The organism is Flavobacterium sp. CYK-55, from assembly GCF_018413465.1.
GTDB lineage: Bacteria > Bacteroidota > Bacteroidia > Flavobacteriales > Flavobacteriaceae > Flavobacterium.
In genome coordinates this window covers 131304-157133 of the sequence record NZ_JAHCDK010000004.1, presented here as the reverse complement: position 1 = coordinate 157133, position 25830 = coordinate 131304, and the positions used below count along the sequence as shown (strand labels likewise).

At 40.1% G+C, this 25830-nt stretch carries 14 protein-coding genes; 6 read left to right on the top strand and 8 right to left on the bottom strand.

The window, feature by feature from the left end; translation table 11 throughout:
- Positions 1–200: 200 nt before the first annotated feature.
- Positions 201–1973, top strand: coding sequence for a 30S ribosomal protein S1 (rpsA, locus tag KIH23_RS07170; protein WP_213212488.1), 1773 nt, complete (start codon positions 201–203; stop codon positions 1971–1973).
- A 140-nt stretch (positions 1974–2113) separates the two neighbouring features.
- Positions 2114–4462 carry a T9SS type A sorting domain-containing protein gene (locus KIH23_RS07165; RefSeq protein WP_213212486.1) on the top strand — a complete coding sequence of 783 codons (2349 nt, stop codon included), beginning with the start codon at positions 2114–2116 and terminating at the stop codon, positions 4460–4462.
- A gap of 42 nt (positions 4463–4504) precedes the next feature.
- On the opposite strand, the gene KIH23_RS07160 is transcribed toward KIH23_RS07165, so the two are convergent.
- Both KIH23_RS07160 and KIH23_RS07155 read right to left on the bottom strand, forming a co-directional pair.
- Complete coding sequence (locus tag KIH23_RS07160; RefSeq protein WP_213212484.1) at positions 4505–5209, bottom strand: LytR/AlgR family response regulator transcription factor; 705 nt, start codon at positions 5207–5209, stop codon at positions 4505–4507.
- On the bottom strand, positions 5196–6239 hold the full coding sequence (locus tag KIH23_RS07155; protein ID WP_213212483.1) for a sensor histidine kinase: 1044 nt from the start codon (positions 6237–6239) through the stop codon (positions 5196–5198). Before KIH23_RS07155 ends, KIH23_RS07160 begins: the two co-directional genes overlap by 14 nt.
- Before the next feature lie 223 nt (positions 6240–6462).
- Here KIH23_RS07155 and KIH23_RS07150 point away from each other — a divergent pair, with 223 nt between their 5' ends.
- On the top strand, positions 6463–8226 hold the full coding sequence (locus KIH23_RS07150; protein ID WP_213212481.1) for an FG-GAP-like repeat-containing protein: 1764 nt from the start codon (positions 6463–6465) through the stop codon (positions 8224–8226).
- A gap of 47 nt (positions 8227–8273) precedes the next feature.
- Here KIH23_RS07150 and purB read toward each other — a convergent pair whose 3' ends face one another.
- Positions 8274–9620 carry an adenylosuccinate lyase gene (purB, locus tag KIH23_RS07145; protein ID WP_213212479.1) on the bottom strand — a complete coding sequence of 449 codons (1347 nt, stop codon included), beginning with the start codon at positions 9618–9620 and terminating at the stop codon, positions 8274–8276.
- Positions 9621–9677: 57 nt separating this feature from the next.
- Positions 9678–10370, bottom strand: coding sequence for an SIR2 family NAD-dependent protein deacylase (locus KIH23_RS07140; protein ID WP_213212476.1), 693 nt, complete (start codon positions 10368–10370; stop codon positions 9678–9680).
- Positions 10371–11080: 710 nt separating this feature from the next.
- Between KIH23_RS07140 and KIH23_RS07135 the strand changes: the two genes are divergently transcribed.
- Complete coding sequence (locus tag KIH23_RS07135) at positions 11081–11749, top strand: TrmH family RNA methyltransferase (RefSeq protein WP_213212475.1); 669 nt, start codon at positions 11081–11083, stop codon at positions 11747–11749.
- A 2-nt stretch (positions 11750–11751) separates the two neighbouring features.
- On the opposite strand, the gene KIH23_RS07130 is transcribed toward KIH23_RS07135, so the two are convergent.
- The 3 genes from KIH23_RS07130 to KIH23_RS07120 all read right to left on the bottom strand — a co-directional run bounded on the left by KIH23_RS07130 (position 11752) and on the right by KIH23_RS07120 (position 15203).
- Positions 11752–12522, bottom strand: coding sequence for a carboxypeptidase-like regulatory domain-containing protein (locus tag KIH23_RS07130; protein ID WP_213212473.1), 771 nt, complete (start codon positions 12520–12522; stop codon positions 11752–11754).
- A gap of 88 nt (positions 12523–12610) precedes the next feature.
- The gene (locus KIH23_RS07125; RefSeq protein WP_213212471.1) at positions 12611–14521 is read right to left on the bottom strand and encodes a DEAD/DEAH box helicase; all 1911 of its coding nucleotides are present in this window, start codon (positions 14519–14521) and stop codon (positions 12611–12613) included.
- An 85-nt stretch (positions 14522–14606) separates the two neighbouring features.
- On the bottom strand, positions 14607–15203 hold the full coding sequence (locus tag KIH23_RS07120) for a non-canonical purine NTP diphosphatase (RefSeq protein WP_213212469.1): 597 nt from the start codon (positions 15201–15203) through the stop codon (positions 14607–14609).
- 153 nt (positions 15204–15356) lie between these two features.
- Between KIH23_RS07120 and KIH23_RS07115 the strand changes: the two genes are divergently transcribed.
- The gene (locus tag KIH23_RS07115; protein WP_213212467.1) at positions 15357–17729 is read left to right on the top strand and encodes a hybrid sensor histidine kinase/response regulator; all 2373 of its coding nucleotides are present in this window, start codon (positions 15357–15359) and stop codon (positions 17727–17729) included.
- Positions 17730–17780: 51 nt separating this feature from the next.
- Here KIH23_RS07115 and KIH23_RS07110 read toward each other — a convergent pair whose 3' ends face one another.
- Positions 17781–18716, bottom strand: coding sequence for a T9SS type A sorting domain-containing protein (locus tag KIH23_RS07110; RefSeq protein WP_213212465.1), 936 nt, complete (start codon positions 18714–18716; stop codon positions 17781–17783).
- 360 nt (positions 18717–19076) lie between these two features.
- Here KIH23_RS07110 and KIH23_RS07105 point away from each other — a divergent pair, with 360 nt between their 5' ends.
- Complete coding sequence (locus tag KIH23_RS07105; protein WP_213212464.1) at positions 19077–25688, top strand: beta strand repeat-containing protein; 6612 nt, start codon at positions 19077–19079, stop codon at positions 25686–25688.
- The last annotated feature ends 142 nt before the right edge of the window (positions 25689–25830 follow it).

Genomic DNA, 25830 nt, shown 5'->3' with positions numbered 1-25830 from the left:
AGCTTCTAAAAACACACTTCAATAGCAGGCAAATTTCTCTAGCTAAAAGTTTGCATTTCAAAAAAATAGCCTTACTTTTGCGCACCTTTTTGGCGGAGAAGAGTTTACAAAAAGGAATCACGTAAAAAATCATAACAACTTCTGTTGGGTTACTCGCGGTAAAAAACTCAAAGACAGCAGAATACAAATTTATTATCAGCATGGCTGACATTTTAAAATCACAAGCGGAATTTTTGGAAAATTTCAACTGGCACAACTTCCAGGAAGGAATCGATGCAGTAGACGAGAAAAACCTTAAAGAATTTGAAGAATTAGTATCAAAAACTTTTATTGATACGGATCAAGAAGAAGTAGTAGTTGGTGTAGTAGTTCGTATTACGGACCGCGATGTTATCGTGGATATCAACGCTAAATCTGAAGGAGTTATTTCTTTGAATGAGTTCCGTTACAACCCGAACTTGAAAGTTGGGGACAAAGTTGAAGTACTCATCGACGTTCGCGAAGACAAAACCGGACAATTGGTACTTTCACACAGAAAAGCTAGAACCATCAAATCATGGGATCGCGTTATTGCTGCTCATGAAACGGGCGAAATCGTAAACGGTTTTGTAAAATGCAGAACTAAAGGGGGTATGATTGTGGACGTTTTCGGAATTGAGGCGTTCTTACCAGGTTCACAAATTGATGTGAAACCAATCCGCGATTACGATGTGTATGTTAACAAAATGATGGAATTCAAAGTGGTAAAAATCAACCACGAATTCAAAAACGTTGTGGTTTCGCACAAAGCGCTTATTGAAGCTGATATTGAAGTTCAGAAAAAAGAAATCATCGGTCAATTACAAAAAGGTCAAGTACTCGAAGGTGTGGTTAAAAACATCACTTCATACGGAGTATTCATTGATCTTGGTGGCGTAGACGGATTGATCCACATTACAGACTTGTCATGGTCTAGAATTAACCACCCAAGTGAAGTTCTTGAATTAGATCAAAAACTCAATGTGGTAATCCTTGATTTTGATGATGAGAAAACAAGAATCCAATTAGGATTGAAACAACTCAACGCGCACCCTTGGGATGCCTTAGATGCTAACTTGGCGGTGGGTGACAAAGTAAAAGGTAAAGTAGTGGTTATTGCTGACTACGGTGCGTTTATCGAAGTTGCTGAAGGTGTTGAAGGATTGATCCACGTTTCTGAAATGTCATGGTCAACACACTTGCGTTCGGCTCAAGATTTCGTAAAAGTAGGAGATGTTGTTGAAGCTGTTATCTTGACTTTGGACCGTGATGATCGTAAAATGTCATTGGGTATCAAACAATTGACGCAAGATCCTTGGACAGACATTACGGCTAAATATCCTGTAGGTTCTAAACATACAGGTATTGTGCGTAACTTTACCAACTTTGGTGTATTTGTTGAATTAGAAGAAGGAATCGACGGATTGATCTACATTTCTGACCTTTCTTGGACTAAGAAAATCAAACACCCATCTGAGTTTGTAAACGTAGGTGATAAATTGGATGTAGTAGTTCTTGAATTAGACGTTGATGGCCGTAAATTGTCATTGGGTCACAAACAAACTACTGCTAACCCATGGGATAAATATGAAGATTCATTTGCTGTTGGAACCGTTCACAACGGAACTATTGCTGAAATGGTAGACAAAGGTGCTACTGTTGAATTCGGTGATGATATCGTAGCCTTTATTCCTGCGCGTCACCTAGAGAAAGAAGACGGTAAAAAATTGAAAAAAGGTGATGCTGCTGAGTTCAAAGTAATTGAGTTCAACAAAGAATTCAAACGCGTTGTAGCTTCGCACACAGCTATTTTCAGAGAAGAAGAAGAAAAAGCAGTAAAAGCTGCTGCTGAATCAAACAGCTCTTCTAACAATGCTCCGGCTTCAACCCTTGGAGATAACAACGACATTTTGGCTGGTTTGAAAGCCCAAATGGAAGAGAAAGAGAAAAAATAATATTTCCCTTTTTAGATATGAAAGCCTCGCTAGTAGCGGGGCTTTTTTTATGCGAATTCTAGTTGGGCTCAATCAAATTCTAGATGAAGATGGTTTTTAATCATTTTAGTTTAGATTTACAGTAATTAAGTCAGTTTGATATGAAAAAACTTTGCGCACTTTTGATGTTCTTGTTGGCGGTAAGCTCATTTGGACAGATTATTAATATTCCGGATGCACGACTTAAAGCCAAGTTGTTGCAAGCTACTACATGGAATGCAACCGCTTATGATGTAAATGGTCAACCATTGATTATTGATGCCAACGGTAACGGAGAAATAGAGGTTAGTGAAGTGCAAAACATTGACTATTTATCGGTGGGGTCTAATCCTACCGATGTTCAAGATTACATCAGTGACGCAACAGGTTTGGAGATGTTTACAAGTTTGACTTACTTATACATCTCGTACACCAATTTAACAACGCTGAACCTTTCTGGGTTGCCTTTGCTGACAACCTTAATTTGTACTCAATCAAATCTTAGCTCGGTTCATTTGTCTCAAATGCCCAATTTAAAGTCTGTTAGTTTGAATTATAATAGCCTGACGTCATTAAGTGCTGTTGATTTTCAAGGAACCGACCACATTGAATCATTGGGTATTTCAAATAATTTACTCACCGGTACAATTGATTTAACCGGTTTTTCAGCGCTCAAAAATTGTGGTGTTAACACAAATCAAATTGACGGATTAATTGTAAATGGATTGACCCAACTTGAAGAAATCGGCATTGGATACACACAGATTACTTCAATAGATTTAACCACGCTACCCAACTTTAAAAAGTTAAGTGCGAGTCATAGTATGCTCACGAGTTTGGATGTTTCAAACAATCCTTTGTTGACCCATTTGTATCTTGACTTTAATCAAATTACCACACTCGATTTAAGTCACAATCCGGTTTTCTTTTATTTGAATATCAAAAACAATAACCTAACCTCGTTGTTCATCAAGAACGGCCACAATGACACGATTGAATTGAACAACAACCCTTCATTGGCTTATATCTGTGCTGACGAAAGTGAGTTGTTTAATGGAATGTTGTATCATAACGCGCTAACCCAAGTTAATTCGTATTGTTCGTTTGTGCCCGGAGGTACTTATTATGAAATAGCCGGAACTACCCGTTTTGATTTTGACGGAAATGGTTGTGATCAAAGCGATATTGCTTATCCGAATATGAACTTCTCAATTTCAAACGGAACAGTAAGCGGAAACATCATATCAAATACGTTTGGCAATTATAATCTTCCGGTAGTGGCTGGTTCGCATTTGGTTACACCCACATTAGAGAACCCAGCTTATTTTAATATTAATCCTACGAGTGTAACGGTTGGTTTTCCGAGTTCGGCAAGCCCTTTTGAACAAAATTTTTGCCTTACACCCAACGGAGTGCATCCTGACCTCGAAGTACTCATTATTCCGATGATGCTTCCTCGTCCGGGTTTTGATGCGATTTATAAAATCATCTACAAAAACAAAGGCACCCACCCACAATCAGGAACCATTAGTTTTGCGTTTAATGATGCGGTTTTGGATTATGTGATGTCTACTCCGGTTGTATCATTACAAATCATCAATTATCTCAATTGGGATTTCACTGATTTGTTGCCTTTTGAAACCAGAGAGATTTTGGTTTTTTTGAATGCAAACTCACCAACAGAAACTCCGCCGCTCAATGGTGGTGATCATTTGACTTTTACTGCTTCAGCAAGTAGTTTGGCCACTGATGAAACCCCAGTTGACAATACTTTTATCCTAAATCAGACATTAGTAAATTCATTTGACCCGAACGACAAAACCTGTCTTGAAGGCAATACGATTACTCCGGGAATGGTGGGCAAAGAAGTGCATTACCTGATTCGTTTTGAGAATACCGGAACGGCCAATGCGCAAAACATCGTGGTTAAAGATATGATTGATACCGCGAAGTTTGACATCAATTCACTGATTCCACTTAGTGGCAGTCATTCGTTTGTAACCAAAATTTCAGGCGGTAATAAAGTAGAATTTATCTTTGAGAACATCAACCTTCCGTTTGACGATGCCAATAATGACGGTTATGTAGCTTTTAAAATCAAAACCAAACCAACACTGGTTTTAGGAAACACTTTTAGTAATACGGCCAGTATTTATTTTGACTACAACTTTCCGATCATTACCAATACAGCCACTACAACAGTAGCACTTTTAGCGAATGCTGATTTTGCTTTTGAAGATTATTTCAAAATCTATCCCGTTCCTGTGAAAGATGTTCTGAATATTGAAATCAAGAAATCCATTCAAGTTTCATCAATTCAAATCTACAATACGCTCGGCCAATTGGTTTTGACCATTCCGAGCGCGCAGCAAACCAAAACAGTGGATGTTTCAAGTTTGAAAACCGGAAATTATGTGGTGAAGGTGAATTCTGAAAAGGGAAGCTCGAGTGCGAAGCTTGTCAAGCTATAAATCGTTTTTTAATATCATAAAGCCTCGTTTGTTTCGGGGCTTTTATTTTTCTATCAAATGCATCACGAGTTCTTTATAGCTTCGACCAATTGGGATTTGTTTTTGTTTGATTTCAACATCGGTGGCAGTAAAAGCTTCAATTTTGTCTTTGGCCACAATAAATGATCGATGAATGCGAATAAACCGGTCTTTAGGCACTGAATCTTCTATTTGTGTGAGTTGCCACTTCACTTTGACAACTTTATTTTCAGTATAAATTTGACAGTATTCTTTTATACTTTCGATGTGCAAAATCTCATCTAAATAAACCTTTACTTTTTTCTTGCCCACATTTAAAAACAAATAAGCCTTTTCATTTTCCTGAATCAGTGTGGGCGTTGTGATGATTTCATTTAAAGGTTTGAGTTTGTTGACAGCGACCAAAAAACGATTAAATTCTATGGGTTTGAGCAGATAATCAACTACGTTAAACTCATAGCTTTGCACTGCATATTGATGATAAGCGGTTGTAATGATGATTCTCGGTGGGTTTTGAAGTGTTTTGATAAAATCTAAGCCTTTGAGTTTGGGCAAGTGCAGATCTAAAAAAATTAAATCGATTTTCTCTTTTTGCAAAATGTTGAGCGCAAAAAGAGCGTCCGGGCAAACCGCGACCAAATTCAAAAATGCAACTTGCTCCAAATAATCTTTCAAGATTTCGGCTGCCAAAGGCTCGTCTTCCACAATTAAGCAATTATATTTTTTCATCGGCAAGATTAATTTTTAGGGTAACTCGAAACGAGTTGGGTTGTTTGTCTATATCTAATTGATGATTTGGGTACAGAAGCTCTAATTGACGTTTAACATTCTTGAGCCCAATTTTTGATTCATTGTCTGATGCTGATTGATGCTCCATTGAATTTTTGATTTCAAAAAAAAGCAAATCATTTTTTAGTGTCAAACGAATGTCGATGTAGCTTTCAAATCTTGATTCACTGGCTCCGTGTTTAAAAGCGTTCTCTACAAACGGAAGTAATAGCAAGGGTGTAATCCGTTTTTTTGATTGATCTATTTCATGATGAAAAATCACTTGAAGTTTGCTCGAATAGCGCAATTTTTCAAGTTCGATATAATCGTAAATCATTTGGATTTCTTTTTCAATTTCTATTGACGGATGGGTTGTTTCATAGAGCATAAACCGCAAAAGATTTGAAAGTTTCATCACCGCATCAGCCGTTGCGTCAGAATTTTTTCGGGCTAATCCATAAATATTGTTCAGCGTATTGAACAAAAAATGCGGATTGGATTGCGCTTTCAGAAATTGCAATTCAAGCTCGAGTTTCTTTTTGAGTAATTCTTGTTCGGATATTTTTTGACGGAAGCTGTATCTGATGAGTTTAATTGAAACCGCAACACCACTCACAAAAGCCAATATAAAAAACCAATAACCGATACTTTGCAATGAAGTGATGTTTTCTAAAAGGTTGGTTTTTTGTCCTTGAATCCAACCGATGACGATCCATTGATTGAGTGTCATGATGCCCAAAATGGAAGCTATAAATAATACAAATACGCTCAAAGTTGTTTTTAAAACGGACCATCGCTTGAGCAAATATTGGTCGGTGACATAAAATAAAGTATAAACGAGCAAAACTTTGATGGATACAAATACCAATTGAATTTTGACCAATAATAAAAACTGATCCATCATCAAAAGATCTGAATCAATATTCAAAAAACTTTTGTATAGTACATACAAAGTCCAAAAGGCAAAGTGGTTAAGGAATCTTTGGCTCATATTTCAAAAGTATTGAATATTATTTTGTTGAGGCCTCACAACTCGTGAATGACTGTTTCCATATTACGAATAGCACTTTGTTACGCACCAACGGCAATATGGCACATATTCGGGTTGTGTATTCGATGTAAAGGGCTGTCAGTAGTTAGTCGAAAAAACCAAACAAGAATTCAGATAATTTTAATCAATCATCTATTGGTTTAACTTCAAAAACAACTTGGCTATGAAAAAAAAGGATTGCATTTTTAAAATGATAAGCTACTTGATAGTCCTATTGATGGGGCCGTTTTTAGGTATAGGGCAAATATTTACCAAAGTCACCAACGGGGCAATAGTTAGCTCACCAGCTGATTCCAGAAGTGTCAATTGGGTTGATGTGAATAATGATGGTTGGCTTGATCTTTTTATTTCAAACGGTAAGGCTGGCGGACAAAACAACATGCTTTACCTCAATCAGGGCAACGGTAACTTTTTAGCCGTTGATAATGATCCGATAGTTCTTGACAGCAAACCCAGCGATGGAGCCACCTTTGCTGACTGCGATAACGATGGTGACCTCGATGCTTATGTGGTGAATTGGTACAATGAGGACAATCTTTTTTATTTAAACGATGGGTCGGGACATTTTACAGAAGTTATCGGAACTGTTTCAGATACAAATGGCTACTGTGAAACAGCAGCTTGGGGCGATTACGACAATGATGGTCAGCTTGATTTGTATGTCACCAAAAGCGGGCCTTCGGTCGGCACCAGAAGAAATCAATTGTATCACAATGATGGCGGAGCAACGTTCACGAAGATTTTAACGGGCGATATGGTAACCAATTCCTATACATCACGCTGTATCAACTGGACCGATATTGATCTAGATGGTTTGCCGGATATTTTTGTTACCAATGAAGGCACTTCAAACACCAATGAGAACCTATATCACAACGATGGAGCTGGTAATTTCACACGAATTACCACGGGCGATTTGCTCAACGATGGCGGTAAAACCATGAGCAGTAGTTGGGCTGATTATGACAATGACGGAGATCTTGATGTTTATTTAACCAATGACGGCAGCAATAATGTGCTTTTTCGCAATGATGGAAACTTGATTTTTACCAAGATGGCTTCCGATCCGGTTTCGAACACGAATTCCCATTCATTTAGTTCGGCTTGGAGCGATATTGATAATGATGGCGATTTGGATTTGTTTGTGACCAATAGTTACAATCCTACTCCAGAGCTGCTGCACAATTTCCTGTATCTGAACAATGGCGACGGAACTTTTACCCAGAATTTTTCAGAATTACCTGCCACCGATGCTTCGTGGTCGTACGGTTGTGCTTTTGGCGATTACGACAATGACGGATTCGAAGATTTGGCAGTAGCTACTGTAGCTTTTAATGGAGTTGATGCGCCTGATTTTTTATACCACAATACGCCCAACAACAATCATTGGATTACGATAAAGCTTGTCGGAAGGTTCACCAACAAATCAGCTATTGGCACCAGAATCCACATCAAAGCAACCATCAATGGTGTTTCAGTTTGGCAAATGCGCGAAATTTCGGCTCAATCGTCATATTGCGGGCAAAATGATTTACGGGCGCATTTTGGTTTAGGTGATGCCACAACCATTGATGAAATCAAAATTGAATGGCCTTCGAGCATTGAAGAAACCATCTTAAGTGTTGCTGGAAATCAATTCATTACCATCGTTGAAGGGCAGGGAATTTTGGGAGTCAATCAGACAAAACATTCAGATGATTTTTTTCTCTATCCCAATCCGGTTAAATCTGTTTTAAACATCATCTGGGCAGACAAAAGCCCCATTGTTTCCACAGATATTTACAACACTTTAGGCCAATTGGTTTTGACCATTCCGAGCGCGCAGCAAACCAAAACAGTGGATGTTTCAAGTTTGAAAACCGGAAATTATGTAGTGAAAATCAATTCTGAAAAGGGAAGTTCGAGTGCGAAGTTTGTGAAGATCTAAATAAAAAGCCCCGAATCATCGGGGCTTTTTTATTGATATAAGTCTGATTAAATCCCTAAATAATTACTCGGCGTAATGGCCAACAATTCATTTTTAACAGCCGCACTTACTTCAAGTGTTTCAATAAAAGCGTGGATGCTTTCGCGGTTCATGACTTGATGCGTGCGCGTTAAGGCTTTGAGCGCCTCATACGGATTCGGATAACCCTCGCGGCGCAAAATGGTTTGAATGGCCTCAGCTACCACGGCCCAGTTTTTTTCGAGATCGGCTTCGAGTTGCGCTGAGTTTAAAACCAGTTTGTTCAAACCTTTGAGTGTAGCATCAAAAGCAATGAGCGTATGCGCCATCGGAACACCGATGTTTCTGAGCACGGTGCTGTCGGTCAAATCGCGTTGCAAGCGCGAAATGGGCAACTTGGCCGATAAATGTTCGAACAAAGCATTGGCCATGCCCAAATTGCCTTCTGAGTTTTCAAAATCAATCGGATTGACTTTGTGCGGCATAGCCGATGAGCCCACTTCGCCTTCTTTGATTTTTTGTTTGAAATAATCCATCGACACATAGGTCCAAATATCGCGGTCAAGGTCAATGATGATGTTGTTGATTCTTTTGAGCGCATCAAAAAAAGCAGCCAAATGATCGTAATGCTCAATTTGAGTGGTCGGAAATGAATGTTGCAAGCCCAAAGTGGTTTCGACAAAATCACTGCCGAATTTTTTCCAGTTAATGGCCGGATAAGCTACGTGATGCGCATTGAAATTTCCGGTAGCGCCGCCAAATTTAGCCGCAAACGGAACTTCAAACAACAAGCGCAATTGTTCTTCAAGGCGTTCTATAAAAACAGCAATCTCTTTGCCCAAACGCGTGGGCGAAGCCGGTTGCCCGTGGGTTCTGGCCAACATCGGGATGTCGTTCCACTCATCGCTGAGGTCTTTGAGTTTGCCCAAAAGCGCAATGAGCGATTTCATATAGACTTCTTGAAAAGCTTCTTTGACCGATAGCGGAATGGCGGTATTATTGATGTCTTGTGAGGTCAACCCAAAATGAATAAACTCTTTGTACTGGCTTAGCCCGATTTCATCAAATTTAGCTTTGATAAAATACTCCACGGCTTTGACATCGTGGTTGGTGGTTTTCTCGGTTTCTTTGATTTGCAAAGCATCTTGGTCAGAAAAGTTTTCATACCATGAGCGCAAAGTGTCAAACAATTCAGTATTGACTGATACGAGTTGCGGCAAAGGCAAGTTGCAAAGCGAAATAAAATATTCTACTTCTACCAAAACGCGATAACGCATTAGGGCAGCTTCAGAAAAATAAGGTGCTAGTGATTGTGTTTTACCGCGATATCTACCATCAATAGGTGATAAGGCGCTGAGTTCATTGAGCGAGTTCATGTGTGTTGTTTTCAAGGCACAAAGATAAATCTTTACACCCAAACCCCAAACCTAAAATTACGCTAGCAAATGCAAGATTTCAGTCTTCATTTTGGCAACGCCTGTCGTGGCCGGTTCTGAAATCACGGTTACCGGATTGCCCAAATACGGAAGCCGGGCCGGATGCGGATCAATATAATATATCGGAATGTTGCCCCGTGTGTATTCAACCAAGCCAGCCGCCGGATACACTTGTAGCGAGGTGCCAATCACTGCAAAAAAATCGGCTTGTTGGGTGAGCGCTAAAGCTTGTTCTAACGCCGGAACCGCCTCACCAAACCAAACAATATTCGGGCGTAACTGATGTCCGTTGGGGTCGGTATCACCCAGGTTTAAATCGCCGGGCCAAGTCAAAATGTAGTTGGGGTTGCGCACACTGCGCACTTGCAAAAGTTCACCGTGCAAATGCAACACGCGGCTGGAACCGCCCCGTTCGTGTAAATCATCCACATTTTGGGTAATGATGTGCACGTCGAGTTGTTGTTCGAGCTCGGCCAACACCAAATGTCCGGCATTGGGCGATACTTCATGCAATTGCCTACGCCGCTGATTGTAAAAATCTAAAACCAATTCAGGATTGCGCTGCCAACCCTCGGGCGAGGCAACATCCATCACATTGTGGCCTTCCCACAAGCCGTTGCTGTCTCTGAAAGTTTTGAGTCCGCTTTCGGCCGAAATGCCAGCTCCGGTGAGTACGACGAGTTTTTTCATGCCCGAAAATTAAACATTTAATTCATTCCTCTGAAATAGGTTTTGGGCGTGCCCCTGCGGGTCGCGCTTTTCGCAGTGCGCGGCACTTGCTTCAATCGCTCACGCGGCCGTTACCATGAGTGAGCAGTTTTATAAATTAAAGATTTGAATTCAAATAAAATAATCAAACCAGTCACCGCATCTTAAGCCAGTGCGCTAGTCTAACGAAGCAACTCTCAAATCTTATCATCTCTTTTGTCCTAAAGCGCAGCGGTCTGTAGCGAAGCGTGTCTCAAGGCGCAGCCGTGTCTGTAATGATTAACGATTGAAGATTAACGATTAACGACCCGAGCTGTGGGCGAATTGTATGGAGCGCAGCGGAATAAATTTTGAAGTTTTGAATCGTGTCATCGCCTAACAATCACTTCAAAGTTCGTTGTTCGTTGTTGAATATTCGTTGTTTAAAAGTTTTAAGATGTTTAGTTTGAAACACTCTTTTGTCCTAAAGCGCAGCGGTCTGTAGCACAGCGTGTCTCAAGGCGCAGCCGTGTCTGTAGCGCAGCGTGTCTGATTTGCGTGAGGGATGGCAGCAAAAAGCCCGCAGCCGCGGAGCGCAGCGCAGCGGCGAGGACTTGCCGCGAACAGCCCGACGGCGCCGCGCATGATTCGGTTTTGATGTATTTGATTTGCGCCGGCACGCCCAAAAATGTATTTTTACCCAAAATTACCGTATGACCGATACTGATTTTTTGGCGTATTTAGAAGGCTTTCTCACCCAGGAACGCAAGGCGAAGTTTGTGGATGTGCTCACGCGCCGCACGAATCATTTTACGGTAGCCATTCAAGATGTGTATCAGTTGCACAATACCAGCGCGGTGATGCGTAGTTGCGAGGTTTTTGGCGTGCAGCAATTGCATGTGGTTGAAGAAAAATTCGGCAAAAGCATTGACAAAGAAATTGCTATGGGCGCGCAGAAATGGGTTGATGTGAACCGTTATGAAAGCATTGACAGTTGTATTGCTTCGCTTAAAAAGAGCGGTTACCGGATTATTGCGACCACACCGCACCAAGACGATTGCGATTTGGACGATTTTGATATTACCCAGCCCAGCGCTTTGTTTTTTGGCACTGAACGCCACGGACTTTCTGAAGAAGTGTTGGCGCAGGCCGATGGTTTTATTAAAATTCCGATGGCGGGTTTTACCGAGAGTTTGAATATATCAGTTTCGGCAGCGATTATTTTGCAGAACCTTACGAGTCGTTTGCGCAAATCAGATATTTCATGGCAACTGACTGAGGAAGAAATAGTGCAGAAAAGATTGGATTGGGCCAAGCAATCGATTAAAGATATTGAGCGTATTGAGGCGCGTTATTACAGCGATTTGAACGCGCAGAAATAAGATTACTTTTTGCGCAGAACTTTGTATTCTTCATAGCAAGCGCTGATGGCGTCCATGATTTGCAAGTCGTTGGCGCTTTTGATAAAAGCTTCAGAATAGTTGCAGTGTTGTAAAATTTCAGGAATATCTTTTTTGTCAATGCCGAGTAAAGTGGCCACCGTTTCGCGGTCGTATTTTGATTCAAGCAAATTGCGGACGGTTTCGTCTTTTTTGACTTGTTTGAGCCGTTTGAGTTCGTTTGATTTTTTTCCGAACGTATTGTAGAGCAAATCGGCCGGATTCATGACTGAACTAATGACGCGTCCAAAAGCACTGGGTGATTTATCGCCGGCTTCATAGCCTTGTTGCAAGCCCGAAATGCTGTAGCGGTAATTTTCGAGCGATGGAATCAGTTTAGAATCGACTTCAAGATAACCTGTTAAATAATAGGGTTGGATGATGACTTCTTCAAGCGCGATGGCTTTTTCGGTCATTTGAATTTTGGTGGTTTTGTTTTTGATCCAATCGTTGGTGACGCGCACTTTAAGCGATTGAAACCCGATGTATGAAAGCAGTAAAGTGTCGTTGACTGTGGCGTTGATTTCAAAATAACCTTTGGCGTTTGAAACCGTTCCGATGACTTTGTTGAGATTGATGATGTTGACGTTGGCAATCGGAAGTTGGGTGTTGTCATTGGTAATCGTTCCGTTGATGAGGTCATCTTGGGTGAGGCTTTGTGCCCATACGCCAGCGGTTGAAAACCATATAAAAATAAAGACTACAAAATATCTCATAGGTGATTTTGAAAGCCTAAAAGTAGTAAAACCACTAGTGATATTTTGTAGCCTCTTGGACAATTATCAGAAAATTAACAAATGCTGATTAGCTTCTGCGCGATTTCTTTTCGTTGAATTTATTCATAAAGTCATCAGAGCGGCGTGGCTTTTTATCGCTAAAACTGCTTTTGCCCGCTGCTGGTTTGCTGTCTCTTGAACTAGAGAATTTTCCGTCTTTGGCAGACGAGAATTTGCCTTCTTTGCTCGATGAGAATTTCCCGTCACGGCGCTCTGTGCGACGTTCTGGTTTTCCTGAGAAGCTTCCTCTATCGCTTCTATCGCCTCTGTCAAAACGTTTCGGACCGCCAGAGTTGCGTCCGTTGTGGTCGCGTCGGCTTCCACCATCGTTTTTAGAAATCTCTACATTGATGCGACGTCCTTCTAAGGTAATGTTGTTGAGGGTTTCCATGACCAAATCAGTGTGTTCCGGGTTGGTATTGAAAAACGCAAAACCTTCTTTCACATCTACTTTGAATACATCATCACGGCCAACATCAAGCGTGTCGCGCAAGAAATCTTTAAGTGACATCCAATCAAAGTTGTCGCGTGAACCAATGTTGATAAAGTAACGAACGGCACTTCCGCTGTTGCTGAATTCTCTTGGTTCGCGTTCGCCGCGTTTTCCGTCGGCTGCTGCCACAGAAATATCACGTGTTTTTTTGTAGTAATTGATGAATCTGTTGAACTCAACCGATACCATTTTTTTGATCAATTCTTCTTTGCTCAAACCTTCTAAAACGGTATTGATGGCCGGAAGATAGTTGTCAATTTCGTGATCAACCTCGGTGTCTTTGATTTTATTGGCTAAGTGCAAAAGTTGGATTTCGCAAATTTCAATGCCTGATGGAATGGGTTTTTCTTCAAATTTTTGTTTGATGATTTTTTCAATCGCATGAATTTTACGAATCTCAGATTTGGTTACAATCACCATGGATGTTCCCAGTTTTCCGGCGCGTCCGGTTCTTCCGGAGCGGTGGTTGTAGGTTTCGATTTCATCGGGCAATTGATAGTTTACCACGTGGGTAATGTTGTCTACGTCAATACCGCGAGCAGCTACATCGGTGGCTACCAACATCTGAATTTGACGTCCGCGGAACGATTTCATCACTGAATCACGTTGTGCTTGCGATAAATCGCCGTGCAAAGCCGCAGCGTTGTATCCGTCTTCAATGAGTTTTTCAGCTACGGCTTGTGTATCGCGTTTGGTGCGGCAAAACACTACCGAAAAAATATCCGGATTGGCATCGGCCAAACGTTTTAATGCTTCGTAACGATCGCGGGCATTGACCATATAAAATTCGTGTGATACGGTGGCAGTTCCCGAGTTCTTGGCGCCCACGGTGATTTCTTGCGGATCGTGCATGAATTTTTTGGCGATGCGCGCTACTTCTGAAGGCATGGTGGCCGAAAATAACCAAGTTGATTTGTCATCAGGCGTATCAGATAAAATCGAGCAAATGTCTTCATAGAAACCCATGTTGAGCATTTCATCAGCTTCATCTAGTATGCAGTAATTAATGTTTTTGATGTTGACCAATCCGCGATTGATCATGTCTTGCATACGACCCGGGGTCGCTACAATGATTTGTGCACCGCGTTTTACCTCGCGCGCTTGCTCGGTAATGCTGGCTCCACCGTATACAGCCACGGTGTGTAATCCTTTGAGGTATTTTGAATAAAGCTTAATTTCGTTGGTGATTTGCAGACAAAGTTCACGCGTTGGGGACAAGATCAAAGCTTGTGTGTTGCGGTTGTCTGGGTCAATCTTTTGAATAAGCGGAAAACCAAATGCTGCGGTTTTTCCGGTTCCGGTTTGTGCTAAGGCTACCAAATCAGTATCCTGTTCTAAAAGCACCGGAATGGCTTTGTCCTGAACCTCCGACGGAGTTTTAAAGCCTAAGTCGTTAATTGCCTGTAAGATAGGCTCGCTTAGGCCTAGTTGTTCAAATGTATTCATTCTGTGTATTTAAATTGGGCGCAAAGGTAGGCTTTATAATTCAGAATAACTACATAAGGTATGCGTTAATTTCAGTATAAAATTTTTAGGTTGTTGGTTGATTTTCAGTTGTAGTAGATAAAAAGTCAACCAATTGTTGTACGGCTTTTCCTCGGTGGCTCATGGTGGCTTTTTCCTCAAGACTCATTTGGGCAAAAGTGCAATCGCATCCTTCGGGTACAAAAATAGGGTCATAGCCAAAGCCATGTGTTCCTCTTTTTTCATCAATGATTAGTCCGCGTACAATGCCGGTAAACAAATGCTGTTGACCGTTTAGATTTAGGGCAATCACGGTTTTGAATTGAGCACTTCTGTTGGTGTAATGCTTAAGTTCTGAAAGAAGTTTGTTCATATTGTCTTGGGCATTTTTTTGTTCACCGGCATAACGAGCCGAATAAACTCCGGGCGCACCGTCAAGGGCAAAAACCTCAAGTCCGGTATCATCTGAAAAGCAATTAACTTCAAATTTGCGGGCAATATAATCAGATTTGATTTTTGCATTGCCTTCAATGGTGTTGGCAGTTTCGTCGATTTCATCGTGAAAATCAAGGTCGTGTAAACCTAAAAGCTCAATGCTCTTGGGTAGTAAAGCCCGAACTTCTTCGAGTTTGTTGGGATTGTGGGTTGCAAAAACAAGTTTCATCAGAAAAATTTTATAAATAGATTAGATTTTGACAACAAATTTATAATCATTAAAAATAGTACAATATAATTAGGGTTTTAAAAAAAAAAAATGTTCTTGATTCGATGTGTTTTTTATATTCGCATCACCTAAACCCAACAACATCCAATCCAAATGAAATTCATCCACCACCTCAAGAGGTATGTGCTTTTGCTATGTATATTACTCAGTAGTAAAACGTATGCTCAATATCAATTCCGAGACGGAAATCTTCCTAAAAACATTTCGCTCTATCATTACACCACTATTGCCGATGTTGGGCAGCAAGAACTCAAAATTGCGGATGTAGTCAAAAAGTACACGGCACTTTATCCGTCAAAACTCAAAACAGACAATGATGATTTAGGTTTTACCGACCATCATTTTTGGGCAAAGTTTTCATTAGCCAATACAACAAATCGTCCGCTGGAATATTATCTTGAAACTGCACGTCCGATTATTGATTTGGCCGAAATGTATAAGGTGAATTCAGCTACAGGTCAAATTTCAAAATCAATCAGTGGCGATGGGTTACCCTTTTTTGAACGTAGTTTTCAAGATCGAAAAACCATTTTTAAGGTTGAACTTTTACCTCAAGAAAAAGCAGATTTTTACCTGCATTTTAAAAGTGATGGGGAAACTATTAAAATGCCGGTAACCCTCAGAGATGCACAAAGTTTTGTTGAAGAGACAACTATTGAGGAGTGGGTGTTTGGTGTTTTTTACGGAATTCTTTTAACTGCCGCCATTCTCTACCTGTTTTTCTTTGTGGCTATGCGTGAGAAGACCTTCTTTTATTACAGCTTATATGTTATTTTTATTGGGTTGATGCAATTTGCGCTTGATGGTTATTTCTTTAAAGTAATTACACCACAAGGGGGCTGGCTTTCAATGCATGCAGTATTGATTTTTGCTATGACCGCAGGAATTTTATTGGGCAAATACAGTGAGGTGTTTTTAAAAGTAAAAGAGCACAATCGTTTTTTGTATCGCGCTTTTAATGTGGTCTACTCAATGGCCGGATTGCTTATTCTGGTAATTGTTTTTGTTCCTCCTGCTTTTGCTGTTTGTTATCCGTTGGCGAATGTTTTAGGATTATTTGTACTCATCTTGATCATCAGTGCAGTAGCGCATATGTATTGGAACAGTAAACCGGTTGATCCATTTTTTAGTATTGGTATTTTGTTTTTAATCATGGGGTTTGGGGTTTTTATTTTAAATAATTTTGGCCAGCTTCCTAATAATTTCTTTACACAAAATAGTTCAAAATTTGGCACTGGGCTCGAGATTATCTTTCTCTCACTCTCAATGGGGAATTTGATCAGAGAACTCAAAAATGACAAAGATGAGTTCAACCGTTTGGCTTTGATAAGACTTGAAGAGATGAACGATTTGAAATCTTATTTTTTATCCAATATTAGCCACGAATTGCGCACACCGCTAAATGCTATTTTGAATTTGACAGATTCAATTCTAAAAGATTCGGCCGATGAAAAAATCAAACAAAACTGTCAGGTAATCAAATATTCTTCACATAGTTTGTTGAGTTCAGTAAATGATATTCTTGATTTCTCTAAGATTGAAAAAGGAGAGCTTAAATTAGAACGTGTGTTATTTGAGCCGGTAAAAGTTTTAGAACATTTAAAGAATAATGCCGCTATCAGAGCTAAAGATCAAGGCTTAGAATTTGACTTCATTAAAGGCGAAAATATACCCGATCATCTTTTGGGAGATGTTACTCGTTTGGTTCAGATTGTGAACAATGTTTTAAGCAATGCCATCAAATTTACCTCGCATGGTTTTGTTAAATTTGAGCTGGATGCTGAAATAAAATCCAAAAACATAGCTAGTTTGATAATTACAATTTCAGATTCAGGTATTGGTATTTCAAAAGAAAAATTGCATAGTATTTATGAGTCATTTTCGCAGAGTACTATTGACAACAAACGAAAATTTGGTGGCTTAGGGTTGGGGCTTTTTATTGTTAAAAATTTGGTTGATTTAAAGGGCGGAACCATTAAAATTGACAGCTTAGAAAATGTAGGAACACATTGTAAAATAGTTGTAGACTATGACATTGCTGTGGTTGAAAAAGCAACACCGAAAGTTGAGGAAAACCAAATATTTGACTTAGGCGGAAAGAAAATACTCGTAGTTGAAGACAATGCTATAAATCAAATGGTCATTAAAATGATCGTCAAAAAATGGCTCAATACTGAAGTAAAATATGCCAATCATGGCCAGGAAGGTATAGAAATGTTACAAAAGGAATCCTTTGATTTAATTTTAATGGATTTGCAAATGCCGGTTATGGATGGTTACGAAGCAACTATTGCTATTAGAGCTGGGGAAGCTGGTGAAAAATATAAAGACATTCCAATCGTGGCAGTAACAGCAGATGTCATGGAAACCACTAAAATGCGTGTCAAAGAAATCGGGATGAACCATTATTTGTCAAAACCGGTAAAAAATGATATTCTTTACGAGACAGTTGCGGGTTTGGTATAAAAAAAAGGCATCCGTTTGTGGGATGCCTTTTTTTGTATTTAGTTGTTCAAATTATTTTACAATGAGTTTTTGTGTTTGACCATTGGCTGTTTTGATCATGTAAACACCACTGTTAAAATTAGTTGTGTCAAGGCTAGAAGTGTTGTTTGATTTTACAATCATTTTGCCCAGAATATCATACACCTCAATATCAACGGTCTTGTTGAATAAGACAATTTCTTTGTTGGATGGATTTGGAGCTACAGTAAAACTATTGTTATTGGCCTCAAAAACTGTAGTTGCTAAATTGGTTTCGGCAGTAACCGTTACCATATCAAAACGAACTACACCAGTGCCATCATAGGTTGAGGTTGAGGTTGAAGCTAAATAATTCCCGGCAATCGGGTCAAAGGCAGCAACGATTCTTATGGCAGGCATATCGCTGTTGTTCAGGCCAGTTACGCCAGTTAAGTCAACTGTTCTACTGTTGTACCATACATCTCCGGTTCCAGTAGCGGCAGGCGTAAAACTAAAAGTTTGCGCATCAACCCAAACCGGCGAAGCGGCTAGTCGATCAGCAGTGTATTGAACCACATATGTGTTGGCGGCTTTGTTGCTTAAGCGTTGGTCAAATTTAACTTTTATTCCGGCATAATTAGCTGAAACAAAGTTAATCTGAATACCACTGGTTTTGTTACCAGCACCTAATGCAGGAAAATTAGTAATGGCCCAAGCCAAGTTTGGTGGATTAGTGGTTACCGGGTCTGAGCTACCAACTCCGGTTGAGTTTACACCCGCAGCAAAAGGCGTTGCCGAAGTTGTTGCAGTTCCTACCAATCCGATAGTTCCTGAACCTTCTGAAGGTAGCGGATTTGAGCCTCCGCCCGGAACCGAAGCAGCATCTGCTCCGTTAAAATTCCATTTGGCTAAAGTGGTTTGACCCCAAGAATTACAAGTAAACATTAATGCTAGGGCAATCATTTTAAATACAGTGTAATTTGTCTTCATATATTCTATATTAGATTTTTTCTGAAGCAAAATTAGAATTAATATTTGAATCATGGTTGGCTAATCGATGTAATGCAAGAATAATTGTATAAACTACAAAATCATGGTTTTCAAATTGATAAAACCCTTCTTTTTTGTTGAAAAAATCATTTTTCTGTAAAGCAATAATTGTTAATAACACACTGATTTAATAGTAGTCAATTCAATCTGATGCTGCTGTTTTTAATAATTAAATCGATTAAGTGTTTGAAAAAAACGATTAAAGTTTTATTGTGAAATTAGTTAACAATTACTTCACACAAATAGCCAAAAATCAGCTAAATAATATATATTTTTGCTTCAACTCAATTTTAATTTTTTATGAAAAATATGCTACTTTTTAAGAAAGTAAACACCTTAGTGTTTTGGTGTTTTGCTCTTCTGTTGTTGTGTTTGCCTGGTAAAGGTTTTGCACAGTTGCTGTTTTCGGATAATTTTAATTATACGACACCAGGAAATCTGCAGACCACAGCAACACCAAACTGGGCAGTCCACAGCGGAACCAGTAATTATGTTCAATATTCCAATACCGGATTGACTTTTTCTGGTCATGCTGGGTCTGGAGTTGGTGGTTGTGCGACTATCGCTTCTACTGGGGTTGGTGACCACAACACAACCTTTACCTCACAAAATTCTGGGACGGTTTACATGAGTTGCTTGGTTCGTTTTACAGCTGCAGCAGCCGGAAGTGATTATTTTATTCATTTTAATAATGCCACGTTCAATGCTAGAGTTGCTGTTCAGCTCAGTGGAGCTAATATTCGTTTTGGTATCAGTAAAGCCGGAACACCAACGATGGCCGCTACGAACTACAACTTAAACACTACCTATATGTTGGTGGTTAAATATACTTTTATTGCAGGTGCTACTAACGATACTTGTGATTTGTGGGTATTGCCCGCTTTTGCAGGGTCTGAAGCTACAGCTGGTGCGGCTTTACAAAGCACATCAGCAGGAACCGATGCAACTGCTTTGAGTGCTATTGCTATTCGTCAAGGAACTCCTCCGACGGGTTCAATTGATGCTATTCGCGTTGGTAAAACATGGGAAGATGTTGCGCCACCTGCTTCGGTGATTAACGGAGGAACAACTTCAACAGTTGCATTTTCAACTACTTATGGGACAGCTTCTGCGCATCAAACGTTTGCAGTTTCAGGTACATTGTTAACCAACCCTTTGGTAGCAACAGCTCAGACTGGTTTTGAAGTTTCTAGAAATGATGTTGTTTCATACGGATCTACAGCCTCATACACAGCTACTGAAGCTAATGCCGGTGGAATTTCATTTTTGGTGCGTTTAAAAGACAATGCGTCGGCAGGAAGCTATAATGCGCAAAATGCTGTAGTGCTTTCAAGTAGTCCGGCAAACAATGCCAACATTGTAACTTCAAGTTCTGGCAATACAGTTGCACCTTTTGGGTTGACTATTACGGGGCTCACGGCGCAAGACAAAACTTTTGATGGTAATAATATTGCTACTTTAACCGGTACAGCTGTTTTAAACGGAGTTTTGTTTTCAGATGATGTTGTTTTGGGTGGGACCCCTACAGCTACTTTTTCATCAGCAGCCGTAGGTACATGGCCGGTTGCGGTAACAGGTTACAGTATTAGTGGTACTAAAGCTGCAAACTATACCGTAAGTCAGCCAACAGTAGCCAATGCAACTATTAATCCTTCATCATTGGCTGATCAGGTGATAACTTTTCCTGCTCTAGGCAGTGTTCCCTACGGAACGGCAACAGTAGATTTATTGGCAACCTCAGACAATCCCGGAGGTAATCCAATTACTTATGTAAGTTCTAATCCGGCTGTAGCCACAATTTCAGGAAGTACTGCTGTAATTGTTGGTGCAGGTTCAACCACTATAACAGCTTCACAAGCGGGTGATTCAACCCATAATCCTGCTATTGATCAATTGCAAACATTAACAGTAACTCCGTTGGCCATTACCATTACCGGAATATCTGCTTTGGATAAACCCTATGACGGAAATACAACAGCTACTTTAACAGGAACAGCGGTTTTATCTCCTGCTCCGATTAATAGTGATGATGTTACTATTGGAGGGACCCCGGTTGCAAACTTTGCTACAGCCAATGCGGGAACGCAAACGGTAACGGTAACGGGTTATACATTAAATGGTGCACAGGCAGGTAACTATACATTATCTCAACCTGTTATTGCAGATGCAACCATTACGCAGCTTACCCAAACGATAACAACTTTCTTGACGATTCCAACATTGACTAATTTGACCGCTCCGGTTACGTTAACAGGAGTTGCTTCATCAGGTTTAACCGTTACTTTTGAAAGTTCAGATACCAATGTTGCTACTATTTCTGGTAATGTGCTTACGGTTGTTGGGACAGGCATTGTTACCATTACGGCAAAACAAGTAGGTAATACCAATTATGCAGCTGCTCCTGAACTCACCCAAACCAGAACAGTTGAGGCAGCTTTATATTTAAATCAGTTTACAGGAACCACTTCGGCTTGTCCGACACAAGGAAATACACCAGTTGTGGCAGCAAATGTCAATGGCGCAATAGCTGGTCGTTCAACAATGATCTGTTCGGCTTTGAGTAACTTTTTTAGCTCAACAACGTTAAACGTAACCTCTAGTATTAACAATAGTTCTTACGTTGAGTTTTCAGCAACTGCAGCATCAGGTTTTAGTTTTAATTTGACTAAAATGTCATTCATTCGTTCAGGAAGTAATACAGCTCCGAATCAATTAGAAGTACGCTATAGTACTGATGGTTTTGCAACTTCAACTTCCATGAATAATACAGCTTTGACTACCACTTCTGCTACACAATTAACTTGGGATTTTGCAGATTTTAGCACGCCAATTTCTGGAACCATCACCTTTAGAATTTACCCATACGGAACGCAACGCGCTGATTTATCAGCCGGTGCAGCAGCAGCAACAGGAACATTCAGAGTTGATGATTTGACTATCTACGGAGCGGTTGTAATTCCACCACCAACGGTAGTAACAATTACTCCTGCTACGGATATCACTATTGACTCAGCTACTTTGTCAGGTGATGTAACGGCTACAGGTGGGCCGGATGTTTTAGGTAACGGTATTGTTTATTCTTCTACAGACTTTACGCCAACGCTAGGTGAGCCGGGTGTTATTCAATTAGCCAACCCATCACCAAGTATCGGAACCGGAGCTTTCTCAATAGGAACCGGTAGCATTTTATTGCCAGATACTGAGTATTATTACAATGCTTACGCAAACAGCGTTCAAGGCTATGGTTATGGAACACCGTCAAGTTTTTACACTTTGGCTAATGTACCTGTACAACCTAATGCAGCTTCAAATATTACAACCACTACTTTTGATTTTGATTTTGATACGAGTAACAATCCGACATCGACAATGTATGCGATTCAAATCAACAGTCAATATCTTCAGGCCAACGGAACTTTAGGAGCAACTGCTGTATGGCAAACTGCTTTTAATTGGATGCAATCGCCAACGCCTCATTTAATTACGGTAAGCGGATTAAATGCCAATACATTATATACATACTCAGTAAAAGCTAGAAATGGTGCTAACGTTGAAACTGCATTCGGAACTTCTAATTCGGCTACAACATTGCCTATTACAACACCAACTTTAGAAGCTGATCCGCTAGGTGCTTTCGGAAATGTTTGTATCAATGCTTCAGATGTTAAAACATTCGCTGTTTTAGGAACACAACTTACCCATGATATGACAATTGGTCCGTTAGATGGATTTACCTTTTCAATTACCGGAGGTAATGATTATGCTAATGATTTAACTCTTTCGCCTGATGTTAATGGTGATATTTTAGAAACTATTTATGTGAAATTCACACCAACTTTAGTTCAGTCATACAGTACAACACCTATCACAATTGCTAGTGTTGGAGCGACCAGTATTTTTGTAACTGTATCTGGTTCAGGTATCAATACCCCGGCTTCTGCAACTACCGGAACAGCTAGTTCAATTGTTTCAAACGGAGCTTCGGTTTCTGGGGCATATACTTTAGGTTGTTCAGCTTTAACTGAGTTCGGAATTCAATACAGCACTGACAGTGCTTTTTCAAGTATTGTATTTGTACATGGTTTACCAGCTACTTTAACCGGTTTAACACCTAATACTCTATATTATTTCAGAACGTATGTGTCAGATGCAACAGGTGATATTGTAAGTAGCCCGGCAGGTCAGTTTACTACAGCCAATATTGATGCTCCAATAGCCACTGCTGCAACCACAGTAACCAATAATAGTTTTGTTGCCAATTGGGATGCCGTTATCGGAGCAACTAGCTATCAATTGGATGTGAGTACTACAGCTGATTTTTACGGGCCTTCATCAACATTAGCGGCTTGGACTTTTCCGAATAATCCTGATAATAATATAGTTGATGTTGCTATAACTGCCAATAACGCACAAACCTTGACTACTCAAGGAGGTGTAGGAACTGTTACGTATGTTCCGGTTGTGTCAAGTGCAACCAGTGCGGCTTCAGCAGGGACATGGAATGCAGGAAACGGAGCCAAATGGTGGCAAGTTGATTTTTCAACATTAGGTTATACAAATACCAAAGTGTCATCGTCTCAACGTTCTTCTAACACAGGTCCGAAAGACTTTAAAGTTCAATACAGAATCGGAACAGCTGGTGCTTGGACTGATGTTCCGGGCGCGGTAATTACAGTTGGAAATGATTGGACTACCGGAGTTTTGGCGACAACTTCGCTGCCTGCTGCTTGTGATAATCAATCTTCTGTTTATTTGCGTTGGATTATGACCAGTAATACTGCAGTTAATAATACTACGGTAGCTGCTGGAGGGACTTCGGCTATTGACAATATTACGATAACCGGAAGAGCGCCTATGTTCTTATCAGGATATGAAAATCTTACCGTTAACGGAACTTCACAATTAGTTGATGGACCTCAGGTTACTGAAAATACTACTTATTATTACAGAGTTAGATCGTTTAGTCCAAATAGTACATCAGATAATTCTAATGTAATCTCTGTTACAACTGCTTATGAAACACAAACATTTACTTCTGTTGCTCAGTCAGCTGGTGTTGTTTGTAGCGGTAGCAACGGAACTTTTGAAGTAACCGGTTTGTTGCCTAATAAAGTGGCAAAAATCAATTATACTTTGGGTGCCACTTCATCAAATGTGTTGACTACTACCGCTGATGGCTCAGGTAATGCAACTTTCCAATTGGCTTTGACAACAGCTGATAACGGCAGTACATTGACTGTTGATTCAGTTGAAAGAGCTGATGCCACAACTACTCCGTATGTTCCAACATCTGGAAATCAAATTACGATTGCTGATGTTGCTGATGTAATCACCTATTATGCTGATTCTGACAATGACGGTTATGGAAATGCAGCTATGAGCACAACTTCATGTGTTGGGGCTCCGTTTGGATATGTTTTAGACAATACTGATTGTAATGATGCGGACGGTTCTGTTTTCCAATTAGCAACTTTCTATATTGATGCTGATTTTGACGGTTACACCAACGGAACCGCTACTGTTTGTTCAGGATTTGGAGCTCCTGTAGGCTACTCTGAAACAACTGCCGGAGATGATTGTAATGACAATAATTCATCAATTTTCCAACTAGCCACATTCTTTATAGATGCCGATGCCGATGGATATACCAACGGAACTGCTACTGTTTGTTCAGGATTTGGTGCTCCGGTAGGTTATTCTGAAACTACTGCCGGTGATGATTGTAACGATGCTGATGCAACTAAATACCAATTGGGCATGTTCTATGTTGATGCCGATAACGATACGTATACGGTTGGTTCTGCAGTTGAGGTTTGTTATGGATTAGATACCCCATCAGGTTATGCCAATTCAGCTTCTATGCTAGATGATTGTAACGATAACAATGCGGCTATCTATCAATTGGCTTCTTATTATATTGATGCCGATGGTGATAACTTCTCAGTAGGTGTTGAAACGGTTTGTTCAGGTGCGGGTGCTCCTGCGGGTTATTCAGCGACTACTTCTGGTGCAGATTGTGATGACAACAATGCATCGATTACTTTTGCTCCTACATTCTATGAAGATGCTGACGGTGATGGTTACGGAAATGCTGCTGTAACTACTTCAGTTTGTAGCCAGCCATCAGGATATGTTTCAAACAACACTGATTGTGACGATACCAATATGTCAATCTATCAATTGGCTACTTATTATGTAGATGCTGATGGTGACGGATGGGACAACGGAACGGCTTCAGTTTGTTCAGGAACTTCAGCTCCAGCTGGATATTCAGCTACTACAAGCGGAACAGATTGCGACGACACCAACCCATTGTTGACAGACAACTGTGGTGGAGGTTCAGTAGTTAATTTGACCATGTTTATCCAAGGATATTATATGGGTGGCAGCACAATGAACTCGGTTAAATTCAACCAAGATTTCGTATCACCGGCAACTGATGTTGAGGATATGACTATTGAGTTACACGATGCTACTACTTATGCTTTGGTTGACACCGCAGTGGCTACATTGCATACTGATGGTACTTTGTCTGCTACGTTTAATACAGCTGCAGCCGGGGATTACTATATTGCAGTAAAAGGTGCAAATATTACACAAACATGGTCTGCTATGCCGCAAACCATTGGTACAACACCATTGACTTATGATTTTACTACATCAGCATCACAAGCTTATGGAGATAACATGATTGAGGTGGAGCCAGGTGTATTTGCTATTTATTCAGGAGATATTACGCATGACGATCTAGTAGACGGCTCAGATTATGTAATCTGGGAAGAGGACTCAAACAATTTTGCGTTTGGAGTTTTTGCTACAGATTTGAACGGAGATGGATTAGTTGATAGCTCAGATTATGTAATCTGGGAGGCCAACTCAAACAACTTCATCTTTGCGTTCTATCCGTTTTAATAATATTATTCAAAATGAAATAAAAAACCCGCTCAATAGAGTGGGTTTTTTTATGCTTCATAAATATTTATAACTAATTCAGAATATCCCGTCAAAATCGCTAATTTTGCGGCATTATTTTAAGAATTGTATTAGTTGATAA

Coding starts and splice junctions, on each gene's coding strand:
- rpsA (WP_213212488.1), top strand. CDS start 201: ATGGCTGACATTTTAAAATCACAAGCGGAATTTTTGGAAAATTTCAAC.
- KIH23_RS07165 (WP_213212486.1), top strand. CDS start 2,114: ATGAAAAAACTTTGCGCACTTTTGATGTTCTTGTTGGCGGTAAGCTCA.
- KIH23_RS07160 (WP_213212484.1), bottom strand. CDS start 5,209: ATGAAAAAATATAATTGCTTAATTGTGGAAGACGAGCCTTTGGCAGCC.
- KIH23_RS07155 (WP_213212483.1), bottom strand. CDS start 6,239: ATGAGCCAAAGATTCCTTAACCACTTTGCCTTTTGGACTTTGTATGTA.
- KIH23_RS07150 (WP_213212481.1), top strand. CDS start 6,463: ATGAAAAAAAAGGATTGCATTTTTAAAATGATAAGCTACTTGATAGTC.
- purB (WP_213212479.1), bottom strand. CDS start 9,620: ATGAACTCGCTCAATGAACTCAGCGCCTTATCACCTATTGATGGTAGA.
- KIH23_RS07140 (WP_213212476.1), bottom strand. CDS start 10,370: ATGAAAAAACTCGTCGTACTCACCGGAGCTGGCATTTCGGCCGAAAGC.
- KIH23_RS07135 (WP_213212475.1), top strand. CDS start 11,081: ATGACCGATACTGATTTTTTGGCGTATTTAGAAGGCTTTCTCACCCAG.
- KIH23_RS07130 (WP_213212473.1), bottom strand. CDS start 12,522: ATGAGATATTTTGTAGTCTTTATTTTTATATGGTTTTCAACCGCTGGC.
- KIH23_RS07125 (WP_213212471.1), bottom strand. CDS start 14,521: ATGAATACATTTGAACAACTAGGCCTAAGCGAGCCTATCTTACAGGCA.
- KIH23_RS07120 (WP_213212469.1), bottom strand. CDS start 15,203: ATGAAACTTGTTTTTGCAACCCACAATCCCAACAAACTCGAAGAAGTT.
- KIH23_RS07115 (WP_213212467.1), top strand. CDS start 15,357: ATGAAATTCATCCACCACCTCAAGAGGTATGTGCTTTTGCTATGTATA.
- KIH23_RS07110 (WP_213212465.1), bottom strand. CDS start 18,716: ATGAAGACAAATTACACTGTATTTAAAATGATTGCCCTAGCATTAATG.
- KIH23_RS07105 (WP_213212464.1), top strand. CDS start 19,077: ATGAAAAATATGCTACTTTTTAAGAAAGTAAACACCTTAGTGTTTTGG.